Genomic DNA, 23,020 nt, shown 5'->3' with positions numbered 1-23,020 from the left:
CGGATAATGGGCATCACCGCTGGCCATCGTGGCAGGGCCGGCTCCCTTAAACCCTCCGCGGCCGCCCCTCTGCACGTTTTTAGTACACGCCACGGCTCTACGCCTAGGGGCCTGCCTCCCATGCTAGGCCAGCGGCTGCTACGGGTCTTCTACCGCCGGGGGCCGCTCTTCCTACACCACTCGGCGGCCAAGGCCCTGGCGGAGGCTGGGCCCCGCCTCGTGGCTGATATAGGCTCGGCCAACGCCCTCCTAGCCCGGGCGCTAGAGGACCATGGCTACCTGCCGAGCTACTACCTCGCGCTCGACGTCGACAGCCTCCTCCTCGCGGCAGCCCCCTCCAGGGCCTGGATCGAGAGGATCCAGGCCTCCGCCGAGAGGCTCCCCCTCCGAGGCCGCGCGGTCGACATGGCTGTGCTGCATGACGCCCTTCACCACTTCCACCGGCCCTGGGAGGCTCTAGCGGAGGCGGCGCGGGCGGCAGAGTGCATCCTAATAGACGATATCGACGCCGGGAGGCTCTCCGGCAAGCTGGTGGAGCTAGCCGAGAGGCTCCTCGGCTTCCCCGCTAGGTTCGCGAGGCCCAGCGAGGTGGCGGAGAAGCTGCAGGAGAACATGATGAGGGTGGTAATGATGGAGGCCGACCAGGGGCTTCCGACCTACAGGATGCTGGCCTGCCGCGCGGCCGCCCCGGGGAGCAGCCGGGCCCGCCCCTAGGCCCCACCCGGGGGCTCCTGCTGGACTGGCAGCAGGCGCTCGGCCTCCTCCCCGGTGAGGCCGCTCTGAGGGCTGTGGAGGGCCCTGCGCAGCTCCTCGAGGACCTCGCTGAGCACCTTCTGGTAGTCCACGGCGCCCTCTTCTATCCTGTCCATGGTGTCCTGCAGCCTCCTTGTGACCTCCTCTGAGACCAGGCCGCCGAACCTCTTCATGAGGAAGTCGTAGACCCCTATGCCCCGCGTGGTGGCTATCATAGCCCCCGCCCTGCCGGCGGAGACCACGTAGCCGCGGCGAAGCAGTGTGTCGATGATCTTGGCGTAGGTGCTGGGCCTCCCTATGCCCCTCTCCTTCATCATCCTCACCACCTCCGCCTGGCTGAGGAGCCGGAGGGGGCTCCAGACCCTGACCCCTACACTCTCCAGCCGGTACTCGCCCGGCTCCAGCCGTGGCTGAGGCCTCACCGCCTGGTAGACGTCGAGCCAGCCCGGCTCAATGACCTCGACTATGCGCTCCTCGGTCCTCTCAATTCTCTTCGGCTTCTCGCCGGGCAGGCTGATCTCCACCGTTACCCTCGCCCTCTGCCTCCTCACCCTTGCAGACCCCATCTGGCTCGCTATGAACCTGCGGAATATGAGGTCGTAGAGCCGGTAGTGGCGCTGCGTCAGCGGCCTCGCCAGCTGGAGCGCGCCCTCCCCGACTAGGCGGCGGAGGGTCTCAGAGTCGATGGGCCTGGTGGGCCTTATCGCCTCGTGGGCCCCGCCCTCGCCCCAGCGGCGGGGCTGGAACACCTCCTCCAGCCGGTCCTCGCCGTAGCGGTAGCGGAGATACTCCCTGGCCACTGTTAGGCCCGCGTCGCTCACCCTGGTGCTGTCGGTGCGGTGGTAGGTTATTAGGCCGAGCTCGAAGAGGTCCTGGGCCAGCTTCATGGCCTCGGGCGCTGAGAGCCCCAGCCTCGCCGCAGCCTCCGCCAGCATGGCGTCGGTGGTGAAGGGTGGGAGGGGCTTCAGCTCGTCCTCCCACTCCTCGACGTCACCCACCACGGCCCTGACGGCCGCGCCCCCGCGGAGCGCGCTGTTGACCTCCCTTATCACCCTGGCCTTCCTCCGGCGCGCCTCCTCGAGCCCGCCGAGCCTCTCCAGCACCTCGTGGCGGCGCAGCGCCTCCTCCAGCAGCCCCCTGGCCTCCTCCAGCGCCTCTCTTATCCTATCGCTGGCCTCGTCGCCCCTCACCTCGACCTCCAGCTCCCTGCCGTCCCCGTCGCGGAGCCGGAGCCTGTAGAGGGGAATGCGGAGAAACCTGGCGCCCAGCGTGTGCTCCACTATCCAGCCGAGCACCGGTGTCTGGACGCGGCCGGCGCTGAGGTTGTAGTTGGGCCTGCTGCACTCCTCTCTAAGCATCGCATCCCTCTCCATAGCATTGAGCATTGCCTTGGCGTCCCTCAGCCTTCTCCTGGCGCTCTGGAGCCGGGACTCGCGGCTCCAGGTGCAGAAGCGCGGCCAGAACTTGGTCCAGAGCACCGGGCTCAGTGTGAAGCCTATCCAGCGGTCCTCCACCCTCCGGACTATCTGGGCCTCCACCAGCCTCTCGAGGAAGGGCCTTGCCCCGTGTATAGCCTCTAGTATCGCGCGGCGGGTTATCTCGTGAAACTCCACCCTCACAATGCTCCTCGCCATGGGTCTTATCAGGCTGGCCAGGTCCCAGCCTATCTTCTCGCCCTCGGTGTCGGGGTCAGTGCCTATCATCACCACGTCAACCTCGCTGGCCAGGTCGCGGAGGGCCTCCACTATGTCCCAGCTGCTCTTCACCAGCGGCGAGCCGCAGACGGGGCAGCGCAGCTCCCCCCTCCCGGTGACCGGGTTGTAGTCCTCGGGGCTCACTGGCCACTGGTGGCCGCAGGCGAGGCAGCGGGCCAGGGGGGCGTAGACGGGCAGGAAGCGCCTCCCACCCCCGCGGGCCACCAGGACGCCGTGGACATTCCGGGCGCTGGGCCAGTCGTAGCCCTCCACAGAGCCCCGCAGCTCGTCGAGCAGCCACTCGGGGCCCGCCAGCTCTCGGGGCGTGGCGGGCTTCACGAGGTCGTAGACGTGGCCCCCGCTCGCAGCGACTAGGAGGACGTAGTCGCCGGTGGAGACCTCGTAGACCCTCAGCGGGCCTATCTGCCGGGCGCTGGGCCTCCCGAAGAACCCTGCTATAGTCCTCGCCTTGTTCGGGCTCTCCACCACCAGCAGCGCCGTCCTGACGAGCTCCATGGTCTCCGGCTTAACCCTCCCCTCGAGGACCGCCCTGACCCTCTCCCTGTCCATGTTTATCTCGCGGAGCAGCGATGGGAGGTCCAGCTCCTCGAACCTCCTCCACTCCGCCTCCACCAGCCAGCGGGTCCTCCTCATCAGCCCGTTGAGCAGCCTCGGGTCGTCGGCCACAACCACGCTCAGCCCCTTGGTTATCCCCCCGGCGAAGAGCCTGCTCGTCCTGCCCGAGGCCTGGATGTAGGTGGCTACATCGGGCACCAGTATGTAGGCCCGCCCCTCCTCCCTCACCACTGCTATGTCGTCGGCCCGCTCCAGGGCCCTCCAGACATCCTCCCTCCTCATAGTGTCCCGGAGCCACTCGAGAGCCGAGGCGAACTCCCTGGCGGCATCGCTCCCGGGCCTCCCGCTCCGGAGCTCCTCCGCGACCCTCGCCAGCGCCGCCTGGCTCAGTCTCCGGGCGAGCGCCCTCAGCTTGCCCAGGAGCGTCTGCGCCCTCTCAGCCACGTCCCTCGGCGCGTGTTCGGCCAGCACCGCGAGGGCGCGGAGGATGCTCAGGGGGTGCGGGTCCTCGAACCTGGCGCTGAAGCGGAGCCGGGGCACGCCGGCGAAGACCGCGTAGCGGATCCTCTCCGGCAGATCGAGGCCCCTCACAGCCACGCCGTAGTAGACGGCTACGCCCACCAGCACCTGGGTCTCGCCGCTCCGGAACCTCTCCAGCGCCCCTGGGTTCTGGGAGGTGAACGCCTCCGCCGCCACCCCGCGGCTGCGGAGGAGCTCGGCGAGCCTCTCAGCATACTCAGCGCCCCGGTCCACCGGCACGTACACTAGCCCGCCGTCCCCCAGCTTCGAGACTATCTCGACAACCCGCTCCTCGAGCCCCCCGGGGCCGGGGGAGGTGTAGGAGTCCACGATGTTCCTTATCGCCTCCCCCGCCGAGCCCGCCTGGAAGCCGAGCAGCGCCTGGAAGAGCCTCACCCTGCTGCCCCTAGGCCTCCCGGTGGCGCTGCTGACCACGAGCACCGCCGCCCGGCGCCGGGCCTTCTCGAGCCTCTCCTCTATCCTCCTCAGCTCCCGGTAGAGGGGCTCCAGGGTCTCCTCGAACACCCTCCTACGCAGCTCCCGCACCTCCTCGGCGGTGAGGCGGCGGCCCCTCCTCCTGGCCTGCTGCCTCAGCCTCTCAAGCCTCCTGGCCAGCTCCTTCTGGGCCCTCCGGGTCTCCCAGACGAGGCGGCGCTGGAGCTGGAGGAGCCTCCAGCCCAGCTCCACCTCCTCCCTGCTGAACCCCACCACGCGGAGGACCGCGTCTACGCTCCTCCCGCTTTTCAGCACCGCGTCCACGTCGTCCACGAATACGAAGCGGAAGCCCCTCCCCCACTGCTCCCTGAGGCCGGCGAGCGTCTCAGCGTTCCTCACTAGGTACTGGCTGGTAGTGATCAGTATGTCGAAGTCGCCCTCCGCCACCCTCTCCAGCAGCCGCCTCCTCTGCTTCTGGGAGAGCCGGCTGTGGAGCGCTACTATCCTAGCCGGGACCCCCGCGGCGTCGGCCAGGCGGAGAGCCCGCTCCTCAACCATCTTCACCAGGGGCGTGGTGGGGACAACTATGTAGCTCTTCTCCCCCCGCGAGGCCAGGTAGACGGCCATCAGCACGCCGAACGTGGTCTTACCCACACCAGTCGGGGCTATGGCCGCGAAGCTCTTCCCCTTAAGCACCCTCCTAACCCATGCACGCTGCGCGCTCCAGAGCCTGGAGCCCGTAGCCTTCTCGAAGAGAGCCTCGACCTCCCTAGCCTCCCTCTCAACCCTCGCATAGCGCTCCAGCGGGCTCCCCTTCCTCAGCCCCCTAGCCTTCTCCACAGCCTCCGCCACATCGAGGACGGACTCGGCGGCAACCCGCTCCGGCAGGCAGCGGGGGCAGGGGAGCCCGAGCTGGAGCCGGTCATCCCCCTCTGGGCCGCAGCAGCCCGGGCAGGAGAAGAAGTACACACCCCTAGCAGGCTCGGAGCCACCGGCCCAGCTCAAGGCAGCACCATTCCCCGCGTAGAGGCCATACACGCCCCGAGGGGCCCGGGCCCTGGAAGCCCCAAGCCCCCGTGCAGCGAGCTTATAATTGTAATAACGTTTTTGCGTCCCCGGGCCACGCAGCCCCTATGTCAACCCACCGTCCGCGGGCCCGGCGAGCGCCTAGCCCCGCTGCTGCAGCCCCGGGCTATAGCCTTGCTTGGAGCCCTTCCTAGGCTGCCCCCGGCTACTGCTACGCGTATGCAGGGTTGAGCGTCTTGATGGCGTCTAGGGCTTCTAGCGCGTGGCCCAGCCCCCGGGGGCTCTATGGTTTTCTAGCTGCTCCGGGGATGCTGCGGCCCCCGGGAGGCGGGGTTCCTGGCTTGCGCTGCCGGGGCCGTGTAGCGGTCGTGGTCGGTAGTAGGAGCGACTTGGAGTATGCGGAGCGTGCCGAGAAGGTGCTGCGTGGGGCCGGCGTGGAGGTTGAGGTCCGGGTTTTGAGCGCGCACCGGGACCCGGAGGCTCTCGACGAGTTTATCCGGTCTAGCTGCGGCAGGGTGGACGTCTACATCGCTATGGCCGGGCTTTCCGCCGCGCTCCCCGGGTATATTGCCTCGAGGTGCGGTAAGCCTGTCGTGGGCGTCCCCCTGCCGGTGGGCCCGTTGAAGGGTGTTGACGCCCTCCTCTCCATCGTGCAGATGCCCCGGGGTGTGCCGGTGGCCTCTGTGGGCATCGGCGCCGCGGAGAATGCTGCGCTGTTCGCCCTCCGGGTCCTGGCCGCCGGGAGCCGCTGCGGGGAGTAGAGCTTTTTATCCACGCGCTGGTGCACCTCTCCTTGTCGCGGGGTGCGCCCAGGGCTTTGCACGAGTGGGCGCTCGTGAACGCGATAATAGCGGAGATAGAGGACAAGGTGCGCCAGGGCTACGGGGTGGAGGAGGTCAAGATTATCCTCGGGGAGCTGCAGAACGTCGACCGCGGCGTTGTCGAGGCGTACCTGGGGAAGGCTCTCCCCGAGATAGCCCCCGGGGCTAGAGTGGTCTACGTGGAGGAGCCCGCCAGGTTCCGCTGCAGGGTCTGCGGCTACGAGTGGGGCCTCGACGAGGTGGAGCTGGACGAGGAGACCCGTGAGGCCATCCACTTCGTGCCGGAGGCCGTCTACAGCTTCGTCCGCTGCCCCCGCTGCGGGAGCAGGGACTACGATATAGTCCAGGGCCGCGGGGTTAAGCTCGCCCTGGCCGTTAGGAGGAAGGGCGAGGAGGCGGCGGGAGAGGGGAGGTGAGCCCGGGGATGGCGCGTGGAGAGGCCGTGCTCGACCCCAGGCTGGCCGGAGCGAGGCAGATGCTCTCCAGGGTCAGGGCCGTGGTCCCCGTTATGAGCGCTAAGGGCGGCGTCGGCAAGACCCTGGTGGCGGTGATCGCCGCGCTCCACGCCGCGAGGCGGGGTAGGAGGACCGGGCTCCTCGACCTGGACGTGACGAGCCCCTCCGCCCACATAGCCCTCGGCGTGGACCCGGGGAGCCTGCAGCCGGAGGAGAAGAACGGCGTAGTCCCCCCGCTCGTGGCGGGCGTCAGGTTCATGACAGTGGCCTACTATACCTGGGACAGGCCGACGCCGCTCCGCGGCCAGGCCGTCGACGACGCTATCAGGGAGGTGCTGGCAGTCACCAACTGGGGGGAGCTGGACCTGCTGATAGTCGACACGCCGCCGGGCCTCCGGGACGAGGCCCTGGACACGCTGGAGTACCTGCCGGACCCCAGGGTGGTGGCTGTCGCCACTCCCTCGAGGCTGGCCCGCGCCGGGGTGGAGAGGCTGCTAGCCCTGCTGGAGGAGCAGGGACAGCCCCGCTACCTCCTCGTCAACATGTACGCGGGGGGCGACGGGCTCGAGGACCTGGCCGAGAAGTACGGGGCCAGGTACCTGGGGAGGGTGAGGCTCGACCCCTCCGTCGAGGAGGCCCTCGGCGACCCCGAGAAGTTGCTCTCAACCGGCATGGCCAGGGACGTCGCGGAGGCGGTTGACAGGCTCCTCGAGGACCTCGGCATCTAGCCCACGCCGCGCCGCCGGCCCCGGGCTAGTCCCCGGGCATCGGGTTCTCGTAGAGGGGGCGCCCCATCCTAGTGGGAGGGGCTAGCCAGTCCACCACCGCTCTCGGGTCCCTGTACTCTACGATGAAGGTTATCGGGCCCATCGCCGCCTCCGCGTCCATGTCTACGAGGCTCAGCCTGCCCACATAGGCCGCCTGCTTGTTTATCTTAAACACCAGCACGCCCTGGTCGATGCCGTGGAGCATGTAGCTGCGGGCTGCGTCCAGGATCCTCTCGCGGCGGAGCAGCTCGTGGAGCCTCAGGAGGCTGCGGAGGCTATAGGCCTCCGCCACGACCAGCCGGTAGCCGCGGCCCAGGTCCTCAACCCACATCCTATCGGGCGTGAACACGTTGAGTATGGCCCGCTTGACCTTCTCGACATCCTCCGTGGGCCTGGCCTCCGCCTCCACCCTGACCCGTGTCTGCATGCCCTGGGCCACACCCCTGCCCGGCGACCCCGGGTGCGCATCCACCGGGGCCGCTCCTATCTAGGCTCCGGGGGCTTGAGGGCGTGGTCCTCGAGGAGCCCGGGGTTCCGGAGCTTAAACCTCTCCTCGGCCGCCACCAGGCCCCGCTCGTGGTAGCCCCGGGCCTCCCAGTAGCCGTCCACGTAGCTCTCGAGGACGTGTATCTCCCGCAGCCACTTGACGCTCTTCCAGCCGTAGAGCGTCGGGGCGAGCAGCCTCACCGGGGCGCCCCGCTCCAGGGGGAGGGGCCCCTCCTCGAGCCCCACGGCGAGGTAGGCGGCCTCGAGGGCCAGGGGGAGGGGGAGGACAGCGGAGTAGCCGCCCGCGCTGCGGGCCAGGAGCCACCCGTCCCCGGGGAGGGGGGCGCGGGCGGCGCGGAGGACCTCCCCCAGGGGGGCGGCGAGCCACTTCCGGGGCCCGACGCTCCAGCCGGTGACGCAGTGCAGGTACAGCAGCCTCCACCCTGCCCTCTCCTCGATCAGCTCCTGGCCCAGCCGGCGGCGCCCGCCGGGGGTGTGGACCAGTATCTCCCAGGCCCTGGGGGCCCTGGCGGGGAGGCCCTCGACCGCGTAGGTTACGAAGCGGGGTATCCTCCCCTGCCCCGCGGGCTCCCCGTCGGGCTCCAGGATGGGCCTGCGGAGCAGCACCGGGGGCCGAGGCGCCTCGCCCACCTCGACCGCTCCGCCGGCGAGGGCCTCCCGCGCCCCTGGCACCGCGTCCAGGGGCGCCACGAGGGCGGCGGCGAGCACGCCTCCACGGGCCTCCACGAGCCTCGCCTCCCCTCCCCCGCGGAGCCGGAGGATATGGACGGTGTACCTCCTCCTGGCCAGTGGCTCGGCCTCGTAGCTCTCAGGGCCCTCTGGCTCTAGGCGTAGGGATAGCTCCCTCGATAGGAGGCCCAGCAGGCCTTGGAGGGCCTTGAGGGCCTCGCCCCGGGAGTCCACGGTGCCCGCCGCGGCGCAGTCTGCCACGACCACCGGCCTGGCCTCGGCCAGCGTGTTTACGTAGACCCGGCAGCCCGTCACCTCTGCGGGCACGGAGGAGCCGCCCTCCTGCTCCACGGGGCCTTCTAGGCTTCAAGCCTTGCGACGTACACGGCAGGGTCCTCGGCGAGCGCCGGCAGCTCCTCCAGGAAGCCGCGGAGCCTCGACGCGGGCACCACCGGCACCCCCTCGGCCAGCCTGGGGGCGTGCTCCCTGAGCACCAGGAGGGCCGGGACTATCCTCCACCTGCCGGGCGGGAGGCCGAGCCTCCGCCAGTGGCGGATAAGCCTACCAAGCCTCTCCCGGTGCCTGGCCGCCGCCGCGCGGAGCCTAGAAGGGGTCGAGACCCTAGGACTCCAGTGTTTGCAGTCCACAGCCACCGCCAGCCCGGCGGCCGCGTCAAGGCCCAGCACGTCCAGCTCCAGACCCCCGGGGCCGTGGACCCGGAGGCCCTGGAGGGCCTCGAACCCGGCCTCCGCCAGAGCCCGCGCGGCGTATTCCTCGAACATCCTCCAGTCCAGGTGCCGGGCAACAGCGGTCTCGGAGACGCCCAGCTTGACGGCGGCGAGGGCCAGGGCCAGCGGGTCGTCCACGCAGGCCGCGTCCCCCTCCAGCCTGAGGCCGCCGGCGCCGGCGAGCCTCGCGGCAGCCGCCTCCACGAGCCCGGGACGGAGGAAGAGCCTGGCAGCCATCTCGCCGAGCGGGGTGCAGCCCCTCCCCCTCTCGAGCAGCAAAGCCGCGACCGCCGCCACCGGGAGCGCCGAGGCACCTCCCCGGTGGAGCCCCAGGGCCCAGGGGCGCTATAGGGACGCCCGCGCTGCGGGGCCGGGGGCTATGCCTGGCTATGCCTGGGAGGGGGCTTGCGGAGCCCCACGGGCAGGCTGCCTGGCCCCCGGGAGGCTGATGGAGAAGAGGGGTGGGGCTGGAAAAGCGGCTGGGCGTGGGGCTACCTCTTCTTCTGCGGCGGCACCGTGTAGACTCTCGGCCTCGTGGGGCCGAGGACGCCCCCGACCGAGCCCGGCCTGGCCTGCCCTGTCCTCACCAGCCTCGCAACAGGGTCGTTGGGGTCGTCGAGGTCGCCGAACATCCTGGCGCCGGTGGGGCAGGTCTCGACGCAGGCCGGCAGCTCTCCCCTGTCCACCCTGTGGGCGCAGAGGGTGCACTTGTCCACTGTCCTCGTGAATGGGTTCACGTGGCGGGCGCCGTAGGGGCAGGCAGCGATGCAGTAGCCGCATAGGATGCACTTCTCCGGGTTCACCAGCACTATGCCATCCTTCCTCTGGTAGCTGGCGCCGGTGGGGCAGGCGGCCACGCATGGGGCGTCGTCGCAGTGCTGGCACATGATATGGTATACTGTCATGCTGCCGTCTCGGTAGACACGGCGAGTCCTCGTGCGGAGCCACAGCAGCTCGTGGATCAGCGTCTTAGCCTCCTCGGGGCTCTTAGCCTCCTCTGCGAGCCCGAGCAGCTTGGCCACCGGCGGCGGGTTGTAGTAGATCGGGCTGTTGAGGTTCTCGGCCACGCATGCTGCCGCGCAGGCGTTGCAGCCTGTGCACTTCTCCAGGTCTATGACCATTATACGCCTCGTCACGGCCAGCCACCCCTAGGCCTTCCTTATCTTGACCTTGAAGTCGGACATGAGGTGGCTCCCTGCCACGGGCTCCGTGATCAGCGGGGCCAGTTCTGCCAGCGGCGGCACCTCTGCGCTGTAGAAGCGTAGCCTCCTCCTCAGCTCCGGCTCGGCGCCGTAGTGCGGCGGTATGTAGGCCGCGTCCGGGTGGATCCAGTCGGTCACCCACACCCTTGCCTTGAAGCACTTGCCGCTCTCGCCGCACACCTCCACCACGTCCCCGGTCCTCACGCCGAGCGCCCGGGCCCTGGAGCTGTGGATCCACACGCTCTCATGCTCCGGCGGCGTGAGCTTGGCCGCGAGCAGCGGGTTGTCATAGGTAGACTCGTAGCTCATGGTGGGCACCTTGCCCGTTATCACCACGAACTCGTCCCCGCCCAGCTGCCCGCGCATCCACCTTGGGGGCACCCATGTGGGGAACGGGTGCCACTCAGGCTTCAGCGGGAAGCCGCGCTTCTTCATGAGCCCCAGTATCTTGAGCGGGAGTATCTCCACCTTGCCCGTCGGGCTGTTGAGCCAGCCGTTCTCCAGTATCTTCCTGTTCATCTCCAGGCCCCACTCCTCCGGCTTAATGACTACTATGCCCTCCCTCCTCAGCTTGGCCAGGTTCAGCCCCATGCACTTGGCCTGCGCCTCTATTATACCGGACATGAACTCGTCGTGGCGCCTCGTCTGCAGGTAGCGGCGGGCAGCCTCGATGAAGCCCTCGGCGCAGCTGGGCATGCCCAGGTGGCTGGCCAGGTGCTCGGCATACTTCTCAACGAGCTCCTCGTCTATCCTGGCAAGTATGTCCGCTATGATCTCCACAAGCCCCTTGCACTGCACGCCCCGCGGCGGGTCAGCGGCCTTGAATGCAGCGCGTACAGCCTTAGCGGGGGTGAACCAGGCCCCGTGTATGTTGTAGCTCCTCTCGATGTAGGCGCACTCGGGTATGAACACGTCGCTGTAGAGCACGGTATCGTCCAGATTGTAGCCTAGGTCTATCACGGCATCAACTGTGGGTAGTGTGGCTATCTTCTTGAACGCCGCGCCCATCATAGTCTTAGCGGGGTTGGCCCCTATGACCAGTATCACCCAGCCCTTGTCCCTGCTGAGCAGCTCGGGGAGCTTCTCGGTGTAGTTGAAGCCCAGCGGGAGGAGCGGCCCCTTGACCTTGGTGCCGTCGCTGAGGGTTATCTCGGTGGAGAGATCCGCCTTCCGGACGACCGAGGTCGGAGGCAGCATTGGGGGCCCTGCCCTGGAGAGCACGCTGCTTATCCCGGCTGCTGAGAGGACCACGCCGCCCGGCCGGAGCAGGTTGCCAGTGAGCGCCGCTAGCACTGCTGCCGCGCGGTACAGCTGGAACCCGTTCCAGTACTTGGTCGAGTTCCAGCCGGTCTCGATCGCCGCCGGCTTTGTCGTGGCGAACTCTCTTGCAATCCTCCTGATGGTCTCTGCCGGCACTCCGGTTATCCTCGAGGCCCACTCGGGGGTGTACTGCTTCACGTGGTCGCGGAGGGCCTCGAACACCGTGCGCACCGGCTTGCCCTCATACTCGCGGGCCCCGGGCGGGAGCTCGAGCGCCGGCATCAGCGCCTCGCTAGCCCACCTGAACTCCCTAGAGGCTAGGTCGTAGACCAGGAAGTCTACCAGCTCCACCTCCTTACCGGCTATGTTCTTCTTGATGCTCCTGGTCTTCACCGGGGCTAGGCCGTCACCCGCGATTATCATAGGCGCGTTGGTGTACTTGGCCAGGTACTCTCTGTCGTAGAGCCCCTCGCTCACTATCACGTTTATCATCGCCAGGAGGAACGCCAGGTCGGTGCCAGGCCTGATCTGGATCCACTCATCAGCCTTGGCGGCCCACTCGCTGAGCCTGGGGTCGAGGACCACGAGCTTGAAGCTGCGGATGTTCTCGCCGGCCCTCCTCGTCTGGTATGATACCGCCACGGCGCCGCCGAGGTTGCGGCCGAAGCTGAGGAAGTACCTGGTCCTCGGGTAGTCCGGCAGGATCTCGGTGTGCTTGCCCGCTAGGCCGGTTACGCCCCAGGCAGCGCCCTTAGGCATTATGCAGGTCGAGAGCGGCATGCTTATGATGTTGGGGCTCCCCAGGACCGCGGCGAGGCTTGCCGAGTGCGGGTGGTAGGTGGCGCAGCCTATCTGGCCTATGATTACTATGAGCTTGTCCCCCCTCCCCTCCCTGTAGAGCTTGCCAAGTATCTCCGCGGCCCTGGCCACAGCCTCCTCGTAGTCCGCCTCCCTGAAGCTCCAGGTGCCGCGGGCGCCGCCCGTCCTCAGCAGGGGCCTCCTGGGCCTATCGGGGCTGAGGGCGCGGAAGACGCCGGCGTTGCCCCGGGCGCAGATTGCCGTCGAGTTCAGCACGTCGGCGTAGGGGTTGCCTATTATCCTCTCAGGCCTGCCGTCCCTAACGCGGACCATAACGCTGCACGCCGCAGTGCACATCCTGCAGACGTTGGGCACAAGCTCGGCATCCCCGCTGCCCGCCTCGAGCATGAGGCCCGGGCTTGGGCCGCGCCTCCCCACGCCCAGCTTGAGCGCTTCAGCCGCTGCCAGCGCTATGCCCGTGGCGCCCGCGGCCTTGAGGAACTCACGCCTAGAGAGCTTCGACACGTAGGCCACCCCTCTACCGCTTAGCTTCTACTCCGCCTGCGCTACGGAAGAAAAGCAGTCTAGGCTTCTCACCAGGCTCGAGAGCGAGAAGAGGCTCGCCGATCATGAACACCCCGAGGCCTATGAGGAGCGCCGCGGCCACAGCCGCCGCGTCGGCCCCCGAGATGCTGTAGTGCTCGCCCCCGTAGAGGACGTTGTAGGGGTTCACCGGGGTGAATGTCTGGGCCTCTATCCTGGCCTCCTCGCCGTGTATTATGAAGCCGTACTTCCCGGCCACCACCCCAGCTATGAGGAGCAGGGAGCCCAGCGCCAGGGCCCAGTAGCTCCTCCTCGCATAGGCCGCAGCCAGGACTATCAGCGCCGCTACCAGCAGGCCCGCCTCCACCCATATGCTGGAGCCTGCCAGGCTGAAGTAGGCCTCAACACCGGGGTAGTAGCCCGCCTGGAGCCCCCTCCAGTACTCGAGGATCAGCTCGAGCAGCGCTCCGGCGAAGGCTATCCCGGCCAGCGGCCTGACGGCCTTCGCCGTGTCGGAGCCGGAGCCGTGGAGCTTAGCGCCTAGAGGGACCAGCAAGGCCGCAGCCGCGGCACCCCCTGCCACGCCGGCCACTAGGAAGCTGAGGGCAGGGTAGAGCCCCTGCCACGCCGGGACCCCGACAGCGAAGCCGAAGACGCTGCCAAGGTTGAGCTCGAGCAGCGCCGCTGTGAGGAGAGCCGCGCCCACCGCCACGCCGTTGGAGCAGACCCTGCTCTCCCTTATGCAGCCCACCAGCACTGTGAGCAGCGGTATCAGGAGGAGTATGTAGAACACCGGCATCCAGGCGACCCTGCTGGTCGGGTGCCAGCCCTCCACCAGCCAGACGGCGTGGTCCGGGCGGCCGAGGTCGAGGAACACTGTTATTCAGGCAGCTATCAGCAGGCCGAGCGCCGCCCAGTATGCGTGGCTCATCCACTTCTCGTCCAGCCTACCGGCGAGCCTCGCAAGGGAGACCGCCATCACTATCCCCGCTGCCAGGCCGGCGTAGGTGGTGTAGGCCACCATCATCACAGTGAACGGGTAGGGGCTGCGCTCCACTACGCAGCTCGGGCAGTAGCGCTGGAGGCCGGGCACAAGCGCGGCGAGGCCTACAAGCAGCACCACTATGCCTATCGCGAGTGCTATCCTGCTATCCATACACAATAGCACCTCAATGTATTCCACGCCTTGGCCGTGACATTTCAACGCTTGATTGCTCTATTTATTTCTATCTCAATAAATTGCATAATAACGCATTAATATAATATCATGATAAAATACTATAACGTGAATCATTAGAGTATAATGATATATATGATGGAAATGCTGGGGGCCTGGTTGCCGGGCTGCAGCCCGGGGGCTGTGGAGCCCCGATGCTACGGTGTGAGCGTGCCGTCCGCCGCGAGGCGGGCCATCTCCTCTACCAGCCTGTCCACCTGGCCCCAGGGCCTCAGCCCTCTCCGCCACCCCTCGGCCATGCTCTGGAGTACGCCTAGGAGCGGGGCTAGGCTGCTGCAGCCCTGGGGGAGCGGGGGCTCGAGGCCCTCGGCTATCCAGGCGGTGGCGGCTCTGAGCACATCCCCGGCCAGTGTGAGCCGGGTGCAGGGGGCCTCGCGGGGGAGGCTATGGAGCCAGTAGCTCCTCAGCGCCCCTAGGTCGCCGGCTAGCCCCCTCTCGGCCATCCAGAGGTGGACCTCCAGGTCCTTGACTACCGTTGCGGCGGCGTGGGCCACGAGGACGCCGCTGTGGGCGGGGAGCCCGCGGGGGAGGCGGACAATGTAGTAGCCCGGGCCCTGGTGTAGGATGCTGTGCACGGCCTCGTGGGCTAGCAGGGAGAGGCCGCCAGGCAGGCTGGCCAGCTCGCCCGGCACCGCATGTATCCTGGGTATGCCGGTCCAGGCCTCGTAGGCCACGGGGTAGGCCGCCGAGACCCCCGCGCCGGCCCGCAGAGCCTCGCCTTCAAGGGCCTCCGCCAGGGCCAGGATGCTCGGGTAGAGGTGCAGCTCCACGTAGTCGGGCTTCTCCCCCGGGCGGGCCCTCCGGTAGACCTCCCCGAGCTTGGAGAGCATGCCGCCCAGGGGGGAGAGGGGCGTGGGCCCGTGCTCCAGGACAGCCACGGTCACGCCGGCTACATGCTTCACCCTGGCCAAGGCCGCCGGGGCCCCGCGGGGTGCTACCTCCTCGCCCTTAGCCTGGAGAGCAGCCTCCTAAGCGTCTCCGGCCCGGTTACAGCAGTCTCGGACTCCAGCAGCCTGGCCAGCGCTAGGAGGGCTGCGGCGGCCTCGGCGAGCTGGGCGAGGGTCGCCAGGGCTGCCGGCCTCAGCCCGAGGATCGGGGAGAGCCCGGTGTAGATGGAGGCAGCGTATGGGGCCAGGGCGAAGAGGCTTGAGGAGGGCAGCCCCGCCAGGGTCGCGAGGAACGGGATCAGGGCGGGGAACGCGACCAGCGCGGCCGCCGACTGGGCGCCGCGCACCGTTGAGGCGAAGAGGCCCACCAGCATCGCCAGAGCCGTGGCCAGCAGGGACTCGGAGGCGAGGGAGAGGGTGTAGAGCCCGAGGCTCGCCGGCGTATAGTAGCTCGGCAGGCTGAGCCGGAGCCCCAGGGAGGAGAAGAGGATGAAGAGCCCCGCGAACGCCGAGCCCGCTGCGAGGAGGGCCACCACGAGCGCGGCAACGGCCTTGGAGAGGGCTATGCTCCTCCTGGGCACCGGGAGGGAGAGGAGCACGTCAAGCATGCGCTCCTCCCTCTCAGCCCCTATGAGCGCCGCGCCCAGCGAGGCGGCGGGGAAGAGTATGAAGAGCGAGGCGTAGCCCATGGTGACGCCCGTGTAGTAGACGCTGCTCAGCTCCTCGAAGCCCCAGAGCCGGCCGTTAAGCAGCACGTAGGCCCTGCTCGACACGTTGCCCCCGGGAGACATGGCGCGGGCCAGGACGCTGGTGAGGGAGCCGGGGAGGGCGAGGGTGCGGGCGAGCCTGGCGAGGTCCCCTCCAACGTATATCTCTAGGCGGAGCCGCCCGCCCGTAGCGTTGACCGCCACCGCCACGTCATAGCCCTCCTCTAGCACCTCTACCGGGCTGCACTTGTCCACCACGTCCACGCTCACGTTGGCCGAGCGGAGGGAGGCCGCCAGAAGCCTGAGGACGAGGCCCCCACCGTGGCAGGAGAGGAGGGCCAGGCGGACCCCTCGGAGCCTGGCCGCCTCCTCAGCCTGGCGGGCGGCACCGCTGTAGAAGGGGGCGCTGAGCGCGTAGACAAGCACAGGCATAACTATCATCATTACTACCATCGGCTCCCTTATAAGCGTTTTAAGCTCCTTTGCTATGAGGCTTCTCAAGCCGCGCCACGCTCCGCCACAGCGCTCATGTAGGCCTCCTCCAGGTTGCGGGCACCGTACCTGGCTATAAGCTCCCTCGGGGAGCCCATATCGATCACCCTCCCATTCTTCATGAAGGCGACCCGGTCGCAGAGGTACTCGACCTCGAAGAGGTTATGGCTGCTCATCAGCACCGTCACGCCGTGGGACCTAGCGTACCCCGCTATGACCCTGCGAAGCTCGTAGCCGGCCTCCACGTCGAGGCCGGAGGTGGGCTCGTCGAGTATAGCCAGCCTAGGCTTCACCGCCAGCGCCCAGGCCACCTGGAGGCGGCGCTTCATACCCTTGCTGTACTCCTGCATCCTCCTCCCCAGCTGCCGGCGGCTGAGCCCGGTGAGCCTCACCGCCTCCTCCAGCGCCTCCTCCACCTCCCTCATCGAGGCGCCACGGGCGGAGAGGAAGGCCCCCACAACGAAGGAGAGGTACTCGAGCCCCGTGAGCCGGCGATAGCCCCCAACCTCCTCGGGGACATAGGCTAGCCTTCTACGGGCCTCCCCGGGCTCCCTTACCGCATCCACCCCGTCGAGGACCACCCTGCCCCTGGTGGGCTTGAGCAGCGTGGCCACTATGCGGAGGAGCGTCGTCTTCCCCGAGCCGTTGGGCCCGACGAGGCCGAAGACCTCGCCCTCCTCGAGGCTGAAGCTCACGCCGCGGAGGGCCTCCACCCCGCCGGGGTAGATCTTGACGAGCCCCTGGACCTCCAGCAGCGGCATGCCTCCATGCCCGCCCCTGGTGGAGCGCCCAGTCCGGGGGCGGGGCTGGAGTTTAAGAAGAGGTACCCCAGGCGCGTCCATCGCTGCCTGGGCCCACGGTAAGCCGGCACGGCGACACGGAACTGTGGGCATAGATTAGGTAAAATAGCAGGTTTATATCTTAGCTCTGTACCTCTTCTTTACGCTCCGCGCGCGTAGCGCCGCGACTGCAGGCTGGTAGCCATGGAGCCCCGCGGGGATGCCTGGGAGCGCGAGCTTGTGGAGAGGCAGAAGGAGGTGGTTGAGGAGAGCCTCCGGGACCCGGAGGGCTTCTGGGCCCGGGTGGCCCGCGAACTCTACTGGGCCCGGCGCTGGGACACCACGCTCGACGACACTGATCCCCCGTTCTACCGCTGGTTCGTGGGAGGCGTCACCAACATAACCTACAACATTCTGGAGCGGAGCATCGAGAAGGGCTTGGGCAACAAGGCCGCGTTGATCTGGAGGAGCGGGGAGGGCGAGGAGAGGATAATCCGCTACAGCGACCTCCTGAGGGAGGTGAACCGCTACGCCTCCCTGCTCCGGGACATGGGTGTCCGGCGGGGCGACCGCGTGGTACTATACATGCCCATGGTGCCCGAGGCGATGTATACTATGCTCGCCGTGGCCAGGCTCGGGGCCGCCCACGTGGTCGTCTTCAGCGGGTTCGGGAGCAGGGCCCTTGCCGAGAGGATACGCGACTCCGGCGCCCGGGTTGTGGTGACCGCGGACGGGATGAGGAGGAGGGGGAGGCTCATACCCCTGAAGCCCGTGGTCGACGAGGCGGTGGCCGAGGCCGGCGGGGTGGTGGAGAAGGTCCTCGTCCACCGCGTGGCCGGCAACGAGGTCGAGATGAGGCCTGGCCGCGACTTCTGGGTCCACGAGGAGCTTGAGAAGTACCCCCGGAGGGTGGGCTTCAAGCCCGTAATGGTGAGGTCCGAGGAGCCGCTCTTCATACTATACACCAGCGGCACCACGGGTAAGCCCAAGGGGATGCTACACCTCCACGGCCAGTACATGGTCTGGACCTACGCTCATACCCGGTGGCTCTTCGGCTTCCTGGACAACGACGTGTTCTTCGTCCCAGTGGACATAGGCTGGATAAACGGCCACAGCTACGCCACCTACGGGCCGCTCCTCAACGGCTCCACCGTGGTCTGGTACAGCGACGCCCCCGACCACCCGGGGCCCGGCGCCTGGTGGGACATAGTGGATTCCTACAGCGTCAACATGGCCTGGGTGGCGCCGACCGCTGTCAGGCTGCTCATCCGCTACGGGGAGAAGGTGCCCCGTAGCTATAGCCTCGAGACCCTCCGGCTCATAGTCAGCGCGGGGGAGATCCTCGGCCTCGAGCCCTGGCACTGGCTGGTCAACCACGTCTGCAGGAGCCGCCAGGGCTGCCACGTGGTGGAGACCTGGGGCCAGACGGAGAACAGCGGCTTCATCACCGCGCCGGGCGGCTACGGGCTTGTAGGGGGCATAGCCTACCGCAGGGGGAGCGTCGGGCTCCCCTACCCCGGGATAGACCTCCGCGTCCTACGCGACGACGGCAGCGAGGCGGCGCCGGGGGAGAAGGGCTACATAGCTATCAAGGCGCCGGTGCCCCCGGCCTTCGCCTACGGTGTATGGAGCGACAGGGAGAGGTATGTGAGGACCTACTGGAGCAGGTTCCCCGGCTACTACTACACCGGCGACTACGGCTACGTAGACAGCGACGGCTACGTCTACATCCTCGGCAGGGCCGACGACGTGCTGAAGGTGGCTGGCCACCGGCTAGGCCCCGCAGAGGTCGAGAACACCGTGCTCGAGCACCCCGCCGTGGCGGAGGCCGCCGTGGTGGGCGTGCCGGACGAGCTTAGGGGCACGGTCCTCGCCGTCTTCGTGGTCCCGAAGATGGATGTGGAGGTCGACCGGGCCAGGCTGGCGGGGGAGGTCAGGGAGATGATAAGGAGGAGGTACGGCCCCGTCGCCGTGGTCAAGGGGGTCTACGTGGTGGACAAGCTGCCGAAGACCAGGACCGGCAAGATCCTGCGCCGCGTGCTCCGCGCGGTGCTCACCGGCGCCCCGCTGGGCGACCTCAGCACTCTCGAGGACGAGGCAGGGGTGGAGGAGGTGAGGCGCGCGGTCGAGGAGTTCCGCAGAGCCATGGAGAGCGCGGCCAGGGGCTAAGGCTGGATGGAGGGGGTGGCCTAGGGGTGCCGAGCCCCAAGCTCGTGGACCTGGACTACGCCGCGGAGCTGGTGGAGCCCGGCTCCAGCGTCACGGTGAGCGGTATAACGTTCGTGAGGAACCCCTCCGCCCTTGTGGCCGCGCTGGTGGAGCGCGGCGCCAGGGACCTCTGCTTCATAGACCGGGAGCCCGGGTTCGCGCTGGACGTTATGGCTGCGGCCGGCCTGCTCCGCTGCGTGAGGGCCGCTATGGCCAGCTTCGAGCTCTACGGGCTGGCCCCGACGGTGAGGAGGCTGGCCGAGAGGGGGGAGGTGGAGTACATCGAGGACACCTGCGGCGCGGTGATAGCCGGGCTCCGGGCGGGGGCCCAGGGCGTCCCCTTCATGCCCGCCCGGGGGATACTGGGAAGCCAGCTGCTCGAGCTGCATGAGAAGCGCTGGGGGACGTGGAGGAGGATAAGGGACCCCTGGACCGGCGAGGAGCTGGTGGCTGTACGGGCGATAGAGCCGGACTACGCGCTGGTCCACGTCCACGTCAGCGACCCCTACGGGAACGCTGTGATAGAGGGCCCGAGGTTCGAGGACGAGCTGAAGATACGCGCCGCCCGCCACGTGATAATCTCGGCCGAGAGGATCGTGGAGCCGGAGGAGCTGAGAGGCTTCAGGCACACGCTCTCAGCTACAAGCCTCCACGTGGACGCGGTGGTCCACGCGCCCAGGGGCGCCTGGCCGACAGCGATGCCGGGGCTCTACCGGGCAGACTACGAGGCGATACGCGGCTACGTCGAGGCGGCGAGGCAGGGCAGGGCCATGGAGTGGGTGAAGGCCAACCTTTCCAGGATGAGGGGGTGAGGGGTAGACGGCCGTGGCCAGCAGGCCCACAGACCACATGATAAAATGCATGGCCAGGCTGATAGAGGACGGGGACGTGGTGTACCACGGGCTCACCAGCCCCCTCCCCGTCCTAGCCATGGCTCTGGCCCGCCGCGTCTACGGCGTAGACTTCACATGGGCCAGCGTCGTGGAGCACCTAGAGCCGAGGGTGGAGGCGGTCAGGCTGGCCCCCAGCACCGGGGACCCCTACACCGAGCCGGAGCCCCTGGGGGTGCTCACAACCATAGACGCCTTCGACCTCGCCGCCAAGGGGAGGCTCACGACAATGTTCTTCGGCGCCGCCCAGGTCGACGAGGAGGGGAACACAAACCTCACAGCCATAGGCGGCTACGACAAGCCCAGGGTGAAGCTGCCCGGAGGCGCCGCCACGGCCTACCTCTTCCCCCTAGTGCCGAAGCTCATCATATGGGCGAGGCACGAGCCCAGGGTGCTGGTGCCCCGCGTCGACTTCGTCACCGGGCCGGGGAGGGTCAGGATAGAGAAGGGGTTCCGCCACCTGCTCTGCACGAACAAGGCCCTGATAGAGTACACGAGGGAGGGGCCGGTGCTCCGCATGCTCCTCCCAGGCGTGACGGTTGAGGAGGTGCTCTCCAACTCATCGATGAGGATAAGGGTGCCCCGCGGAGGCGTGGAGACCCTGGACCCCCTGACGCCCGAGGAGGAGAAGGTGATAAGGGAGCACGACCCCGAGGGGCTCCGCTACCTCCAGCGCATGGGCTAGCGGCTGGGCGGCTCCAGGAGGGGGCGGCCGCAGACCTCGCTGATATCGATGGAGCCGTCCGCCAGGCCGCGGCGGAGCCTCTCCACGAGCAGGAGCGGGCGCAGCAGCCGGGCGTAGGCTAGGAGCGGCGTGGCCGCGAGGAGGAGGGCGAGGATGGCGAGGGCCACGAGGGCCAGGCCGGGCAGCGGGAGGAGGGTTACAGCGGCGAGCACCAGCAGGGCAGCGAGGGTGGAGGACGCCAGAACGCCCAGCAGCCTGCCCCGGAGCCGGCGGTGGAGCCGCTCCAGCTTAGCCAGCGCGGCGCCACGGTCGCAGGGCAGGACCAGCACCTGGAGGCCCTAAGGATAAGGGCTCCTCCCAGGCTATCTCTCTTCCGCCCCTCCACCCAGCCCCAGGGCCCTGGGCGGGGGCGGGGTTGCAACCTAACGCCTTCCTGAAGCCTGTCCCCGCCCCTCCGGAGGTTTAGCGGAAATTTAGCCTCCCCTCTCCCCGGAGCCGCCTCTCGGGCTGGATGGGGAGTGTGCCCGGCTTCGCCGAGCCCTCCCCCGGGGGCTGCGTGGAGGGGGAGCGAATGCCGACCCCCTCTCCTCCCGGCCCGGGGGTTCTCTAGCGCTTCTCCCCCCTGCCCTCCAGCAGCTTTAGGAGGCGCTGGTGCTCGCCGCTCTTCATGCCCCAGTACATGCCCTCGCCCGGGAATGCTCCGCTCCTCACCTCGCGGGCGTAGGCCTCGACCGCGCCGCGTATCACCGAGGCCACGTCGGCGTAGCGCTTGGCGAAGGGCGGCGGGCTGGGGGTTAGGCCGAGCATGTCGTGGATGACCAGCACCTGGCCGTCGCAGTGGGGGCCGCTGCCTATGCATATCGTGGGCACGCTTATCCTCCTTGTTATCTCCCTCGCCACCTCCCAGGCGGTGAACTCCACCACTACCGCGAAGGCCCCCGCCTCGGCGGCCTCCTCGGCGTCGCGTATGACCTCTAGGGCCTCCTCCGCCGTCTTCCCCACCAGCCTGTAGCCGCCTAGCAGCTTGTGCTTCTGGGGCGTGAGCCCCACGTGCGCCATCACCGGTATCCCGGCGCGGCGCATAGCCTTTATCACGTCCGTGTACTCGCTCCCGCCCTCTATCTTCACCGCGTCTGCTCCCGCCGAGAGGAGGCGGCCGGCGTTCCTAACCGCCTCGGCCACCGAGGCCTCGTAGCTCATGAACGGCATGTCTCCGACCACTAGTGCCCGTGGCTGGGCCCGGGCAACCGCCTCGGTGTGGCGCACCATGTCCTCCATGGTGACCTGGAGGGTTGAGGGGAGCCCCAGGACTACCATGCCGAGCGAGTCGCCCACCAGGATCATGTCGACCCCCGCCTCGTCCACCAGCCGGGCTGTCGGCGTGTCGTAGGCTGTGACCATTACCAGCTTCTCCCCCCTCTGCTTAGCCCTAATCACGTGGTGCACGGTGACCTTCTCCCGGCCAGCCATGGCTCGAGCAGCCTCACAGCGTGGTGGACCGCCCGGTTCGCAGGGGCGGGCACCCCGTGGCTCTCGCCGAGCCTCCATACAGCGCCGTTGATATAGTCTATCTCGGTCCGCCTCCCCGCGGCCACGTCCTCCAGCATCGAGGAGCAGTTGTCCCCAGTCGCCTCCGCCACCCGGAGCGCAGCCTCCACGGGGTCGCTGGCCGGCTCGACCCCCGCGGCCCTGGCCACCCTCCCAACCTCCCGGGCGAGGGCCTCGGCCAGGCCGCGGGCCCAGGGGTTCTCCACCACCACCCTGTTCCTATCCCAGGCCAGCACCGTTACAGGGTTCACGGCCGCGTTCACCGCCAGCTTCTCCCACCTGTAGGGCTCCACGTCGCCCACGTACTCGGCCTCGAGCCCGCCGCTGGAGAGGAGCTCCGCCAGCCTCCTGGCCAGGGGGCTGCAGGCGCCCCCCGCCCTGGCCCGGCAGCCGACCGCAACCCTGCGGCTGGAGCCGGCGAGCCTCGCGCCGCAGCCCCCGGGGAGCCTGGTGGCGCCGTAGTAGGCTAGCGCCGCGGCGGCCCTCCCCGGGCCGTAGGCCTGCTCGAGCAGCTCGAGGCTGCCGAGCCCGTTCTGCATCGAGACCGCCAGCTCGGGGGACCAGCCCGCCCTTAGGGATGCCTCAACCGCCCCATCCAGGTCGTAGGCCTTGGTCGCGTAGACCACCACCCTGGGCCGGAGCCGGCGGGCCCCCTGCCAGCCGCAGACGGGGAGACGGGCCGCCCCCAGGCCGCGGGCCTCCAGGGCCTCCTCCCTGCAGCCCCCGGGCCTCCTGGACACCGCGGCCACGCGGGCCCCGGCCCTGGCGAGCGCGACCGCGGCCACGCTCCCGACGGCGCCGCAGCCGCCCACCACGGCCACCAGGGGCTCCAAG

General features: G+C 68.5%; 21 protein-coding genes. 7 read left to right on the top strand and 14 right to left on the bottom strand.

The window, feature by feature from the left end:
• Window positions 1–120: 120 nt before the first annotated feature.
• The gene (locus ACZ42Y_RS03960) at window positions 121–714 is read left to right on the top strand and encodes a class I SAM-dependent methyltransferase (protein ID WP_058371161.1); all 594 of its coding nucleotides are present in this window, start codon (window positions 121–123) and stop codon (window positions 712–714) included.
• Here the strand turns inward: ACZ42Y_RS03960 and rgy are convergent.
• A complete protein-coding gene (rgy, locus tag ACZ42Y_RS03955; protein ID WP_058371162.1) occupies window positions 711–4,982 on the bottom strand; it encodes a reverse gyrase in 4,272 nt (1,423 codons plus the stop codon). The two genes, ACZ42Y_RS03960 and rgy, sit on opposite strands and share 4 nt — an antisense overlap.
• A gap of 362 nt (window positions 4,983–5,344) precedes the next feature.
• Here rgy and ACZ42Y_RS03950 point away from each other — a divergent pair, with 362 nt between their 5' ends.
• From ACZ42Y_RS03950 to ACZ42Y_RS03940, 3 genes are read left to right on the top strand one after another with little or no spacing between them, the layout of a single operon-like run.
• Window positions 5,345–5,764, top strand: coding sequence for a 5-(carboxyamino)imidazole ribonucleotide mutase (locus ACZ42Y_RS03950; RefSeq protein ID WP_236698171.1), 420 nt, complete (start codon window positions 5,345–5,347; stop codon window positions 5,762–5,764).
• A 56-nt stretch (window positions 5,765–5,820) separates the two neighbouring features.
• Window positions 5,821–6,240, top strand: a complete 420-nt coding sequence (hypA, locus tag ACZ42Y_RS03945) for a hydrogenase nickel incorporation protein HypA (RefSeq protein WP_058371163.1) — start codon at window positions 5,821–5,823, stop codon at window positions 6,238–6,240.
• An 8-nt stretch (window positions 6,241–6,248) separates the two neighbouring features.
• On the top strand, window positions 6,249–7,007 hold the full coding sequence (locus ACZ42Y_RS03940; RefSeq protein ID WP_058371164.1) for a P-loop NTPase: 759 nt from the start codon (window positions 6,249–6,251) through the stop codon (window positions 7,005–7,007).
• Window positions 7,008–7,032: 25 nt separating this feature from the next.
• On the opposite strand, the gene ACZ42Y_RS03935 is transcribed toward ACZ42Y_RS03940, so the two are convergent.
• The 10 genes from ACZ42Y_RS03935 to ACZ42Y_RS03890 form a co-directional block, all read right to left on the bottom strand.
• Window positions 7,033–7,473 carry an RNA-binding domain-containing protein gene (locus ACZ42Y_RS03935; RefSeq protein WP_058371165.1) on the bottom strand — a complete coding sequence of 147 codons (441 nt, stop codon included), beginning with the start codon at window positions 7,471–7,473 and terminating at the stop codon, window positions 7,033–7,035.
• Between the two features lie 56 nt (window positions 7,474–7,529).
• On the bottom strand, window positions 7,530–8,573 hold the full coding sequence (locus tag ACZ42Y_RS03930; protein ID WP_058371166.1) for a molybdopterin-dependent oxidoreductase: 1,044 nt from the start codon (window positions 8,571–8,573) through the stop codon (window positions 7,530–7,532).
• A gap of 8 nt (window positions 8,574–8,581) precedes the next feature.
• Window positions 8,582–9,247 (bottom strand): restriction endonuclease, encoded by a 666-nt coding sequence (locus ACZ42Y_RS03925; RefSeq protein WP_168371331.1) that lies wholly within the window; start codon window positions 9,245–9,247, stop codon window positions 8,582–8,584.
• 194 nt (window positions 9,248–9,441) lie between these two features.
• Window positions 9,442–10,086, bottom strand: a complete 645-nt coding sequence (locus tag ACZ42Y_RS03920; protein ID WP_464735743.1) for a 4Fe-4S dicluster domain-containing protein — start codon at window positions 10,084–10,086, stop codon at window positions 9,442–9,444.
• A 12-nt stretch (window positions 10,087–10,098) separates the two neighbouring features.
• Window positions 10,099–12,735 (bottom strand): molybdopterin-containing oxidoreductase family protein, encoded by a 2,637-nt coding sequence (locus ACZ42Y_RS03915; RefSeq protein WP_464735742.1) that lies wholly within the window; start codon window positions 12,733–12,735, stop codon window positions 10,099–10,101.
• Window positions 12,736–12,748: 13 nt separating this feature from the next.
• Window positions 12,749–13,630 (bottom strand): hypothetical protein, encoded by an 882-nt coding sequence (locus tag ACZ42Y_RS03910; RefSeq protein ID WP_464735741.1) that lies wholly within the window; start codon window positions 13,628–13,630, stop codon window positions 12,749–12,751.
• Between the two features lie 6 nt (window positions 13,631–13,636).
• Window positions 13,637–13,909 carry a hypothetical protein gene (locus tag ACZ42Y_RS03905; protein WP_464735740.1) on the bottom strand — a complete coding sequence of 91 codons (273 nt, stop codon included), beginning with the start codon at window positions 13,907–13,909 and terminating at the stop codon, window positions 13,637–13,639.
• 218 nt (window positions 13,910–14,127) lie between these two features.
• Window positions 14,128–14,901, bottom strand: a complete 774-nt coding sequence (locus tag ACZ42Y_RS03900) for a hypothetical protein (RefSeq protein WP_058371171.1) — start codon at window positions 14,899–14,901, stop codon at window positions 14,128–14,130.
• 23 nt (window positions 14,902–14,924) lie between these two features.
• A complete protein-coding gene (locus ACZ42Y_RS03895; protein ID WP_058371172.1) occupies window positions 14,925–16,085 on the bottom strand; it encodes an ABC transporter permease subunit in 1,161 nt (386 codons plus the stop codon).
• The gene (locus tag ACZ42Y_RS03890) at window positions 16,082–16,837 is read right to left on the bottom strand and encodes an ABC transporter ATP-binding protein (protein WP_464735739.1); all 756 of its coding nucleotides are present in this window, start codon (window positions 16,835–16,837) and stop codon (window positions 16,082–16,084) included. The genes ACZ42Y_RS03895 and ACZ42Y_RS03890 overlap by 4 nt, the downstream gene beginning before the upstream one ends.
• 222 nt (window positions 16,838–17,059) lie before the next feature.
• Between ACZ42Y_RS03890 and ACZ42Y_RS03885 the strand changes: the two genes are divergently transcribed.
• From ACZ42Y_RS03885 to ACZ42Y_RS03875, 3 genes are read left to right on the top strand one after another with little or no spacing between them, the layout of a single operon-like run.
• On the top strand, window positions 17,060–19,024 hold the full coding sequence (locus ACZ42Y_RS03885; protein ID WP_058371174.1) for an acetate--CoA ligase: 1,965 nt from the start codon (window positions 17,060–17,062) through the stop codon (window positions 19,022–19,024).
• Between the two features lie 26 nt (window positions 19,025–19,050).
• Window positions 19,051–19,875, top strand: a complete 825-nt coding sequence (locus tag ACZ42Y_RS03880) for a CoA transferase subunit A (protein ID WP_070807841.1) — start codon at window positions 19,051–19,053, stop codon at window positions 19,873–19,875.
• Between the two features lie 13 nt (window positions 19,876–19,888).
• A complete protein-coding gene (locus tag ACZ42Y_RS03875) occupies window positions 19,889–20,638 on the top strand; it encodes a CoA-transferase subunit beta (protein WP_201783095.1) in 750 nt (249 codons plus the stop codon).
• Here the strand turns inward: ACZ42Y_RS03875 and ACZ42Y_RS03870 are convergent.
• From ACZ42Y_RS03870 to ACZ42Y_RS03860, 3 genes are all read right to left on the bottom strand, one after another.
• Window positions 20,635–20,967 carry a hypothetical protein gene (locus ACZ42Y_RS03870; protein WP_058371176.1) on the bottom strand — a complete coding sequence of 111 codons (333 nt, stop codon included), beginning with the start codon at window positions 20,965–20,967 and terminating at the stop codon, window positions 20,635–20,637. The two genes, ACZ42Y_RS03875 and ACZ42Y_RS03870, sit on opposite strands and share 4 nt — an antisense overlap.
• A gap of 277 nt (window positions 20,968–21,244) precedes the next feature.
• Window positions 21,245–22,108 (bottom strand): 3-methyl-2-oxobutanoate hydroxymethyltransferase, encoded by an 864-nt coding sequence (panB, locus tag ACZ42Y_RS03865; protein ID WP_464735738.1) that lies wholly within the window; start codon window positions 22,106–22,108, stop codon window positions 21,245–21,247.
• A complete protein-coding gene (locus tag ACZ42Y_RS03860) occupies window positions 22,072–23,019 on the bottom strand; it encodes a ketopantoate reductase family protein (RefSeq protein WP_464735737.1) in 948 nt (315 codons plus the stop codon). Before ACZ42Y_RS03860 ends, panB begins: the two co-directional genes overlap by 37 nt.
• Window position 23,020: the final 1 nt, after the last annotated feature.

The sequence above is a fragment of the Pyrodictium brockii genome (assembly GCF_055379715.1).
This window is presented reverse-complemented; position numbering and strand designations above follow the sequence as displayed.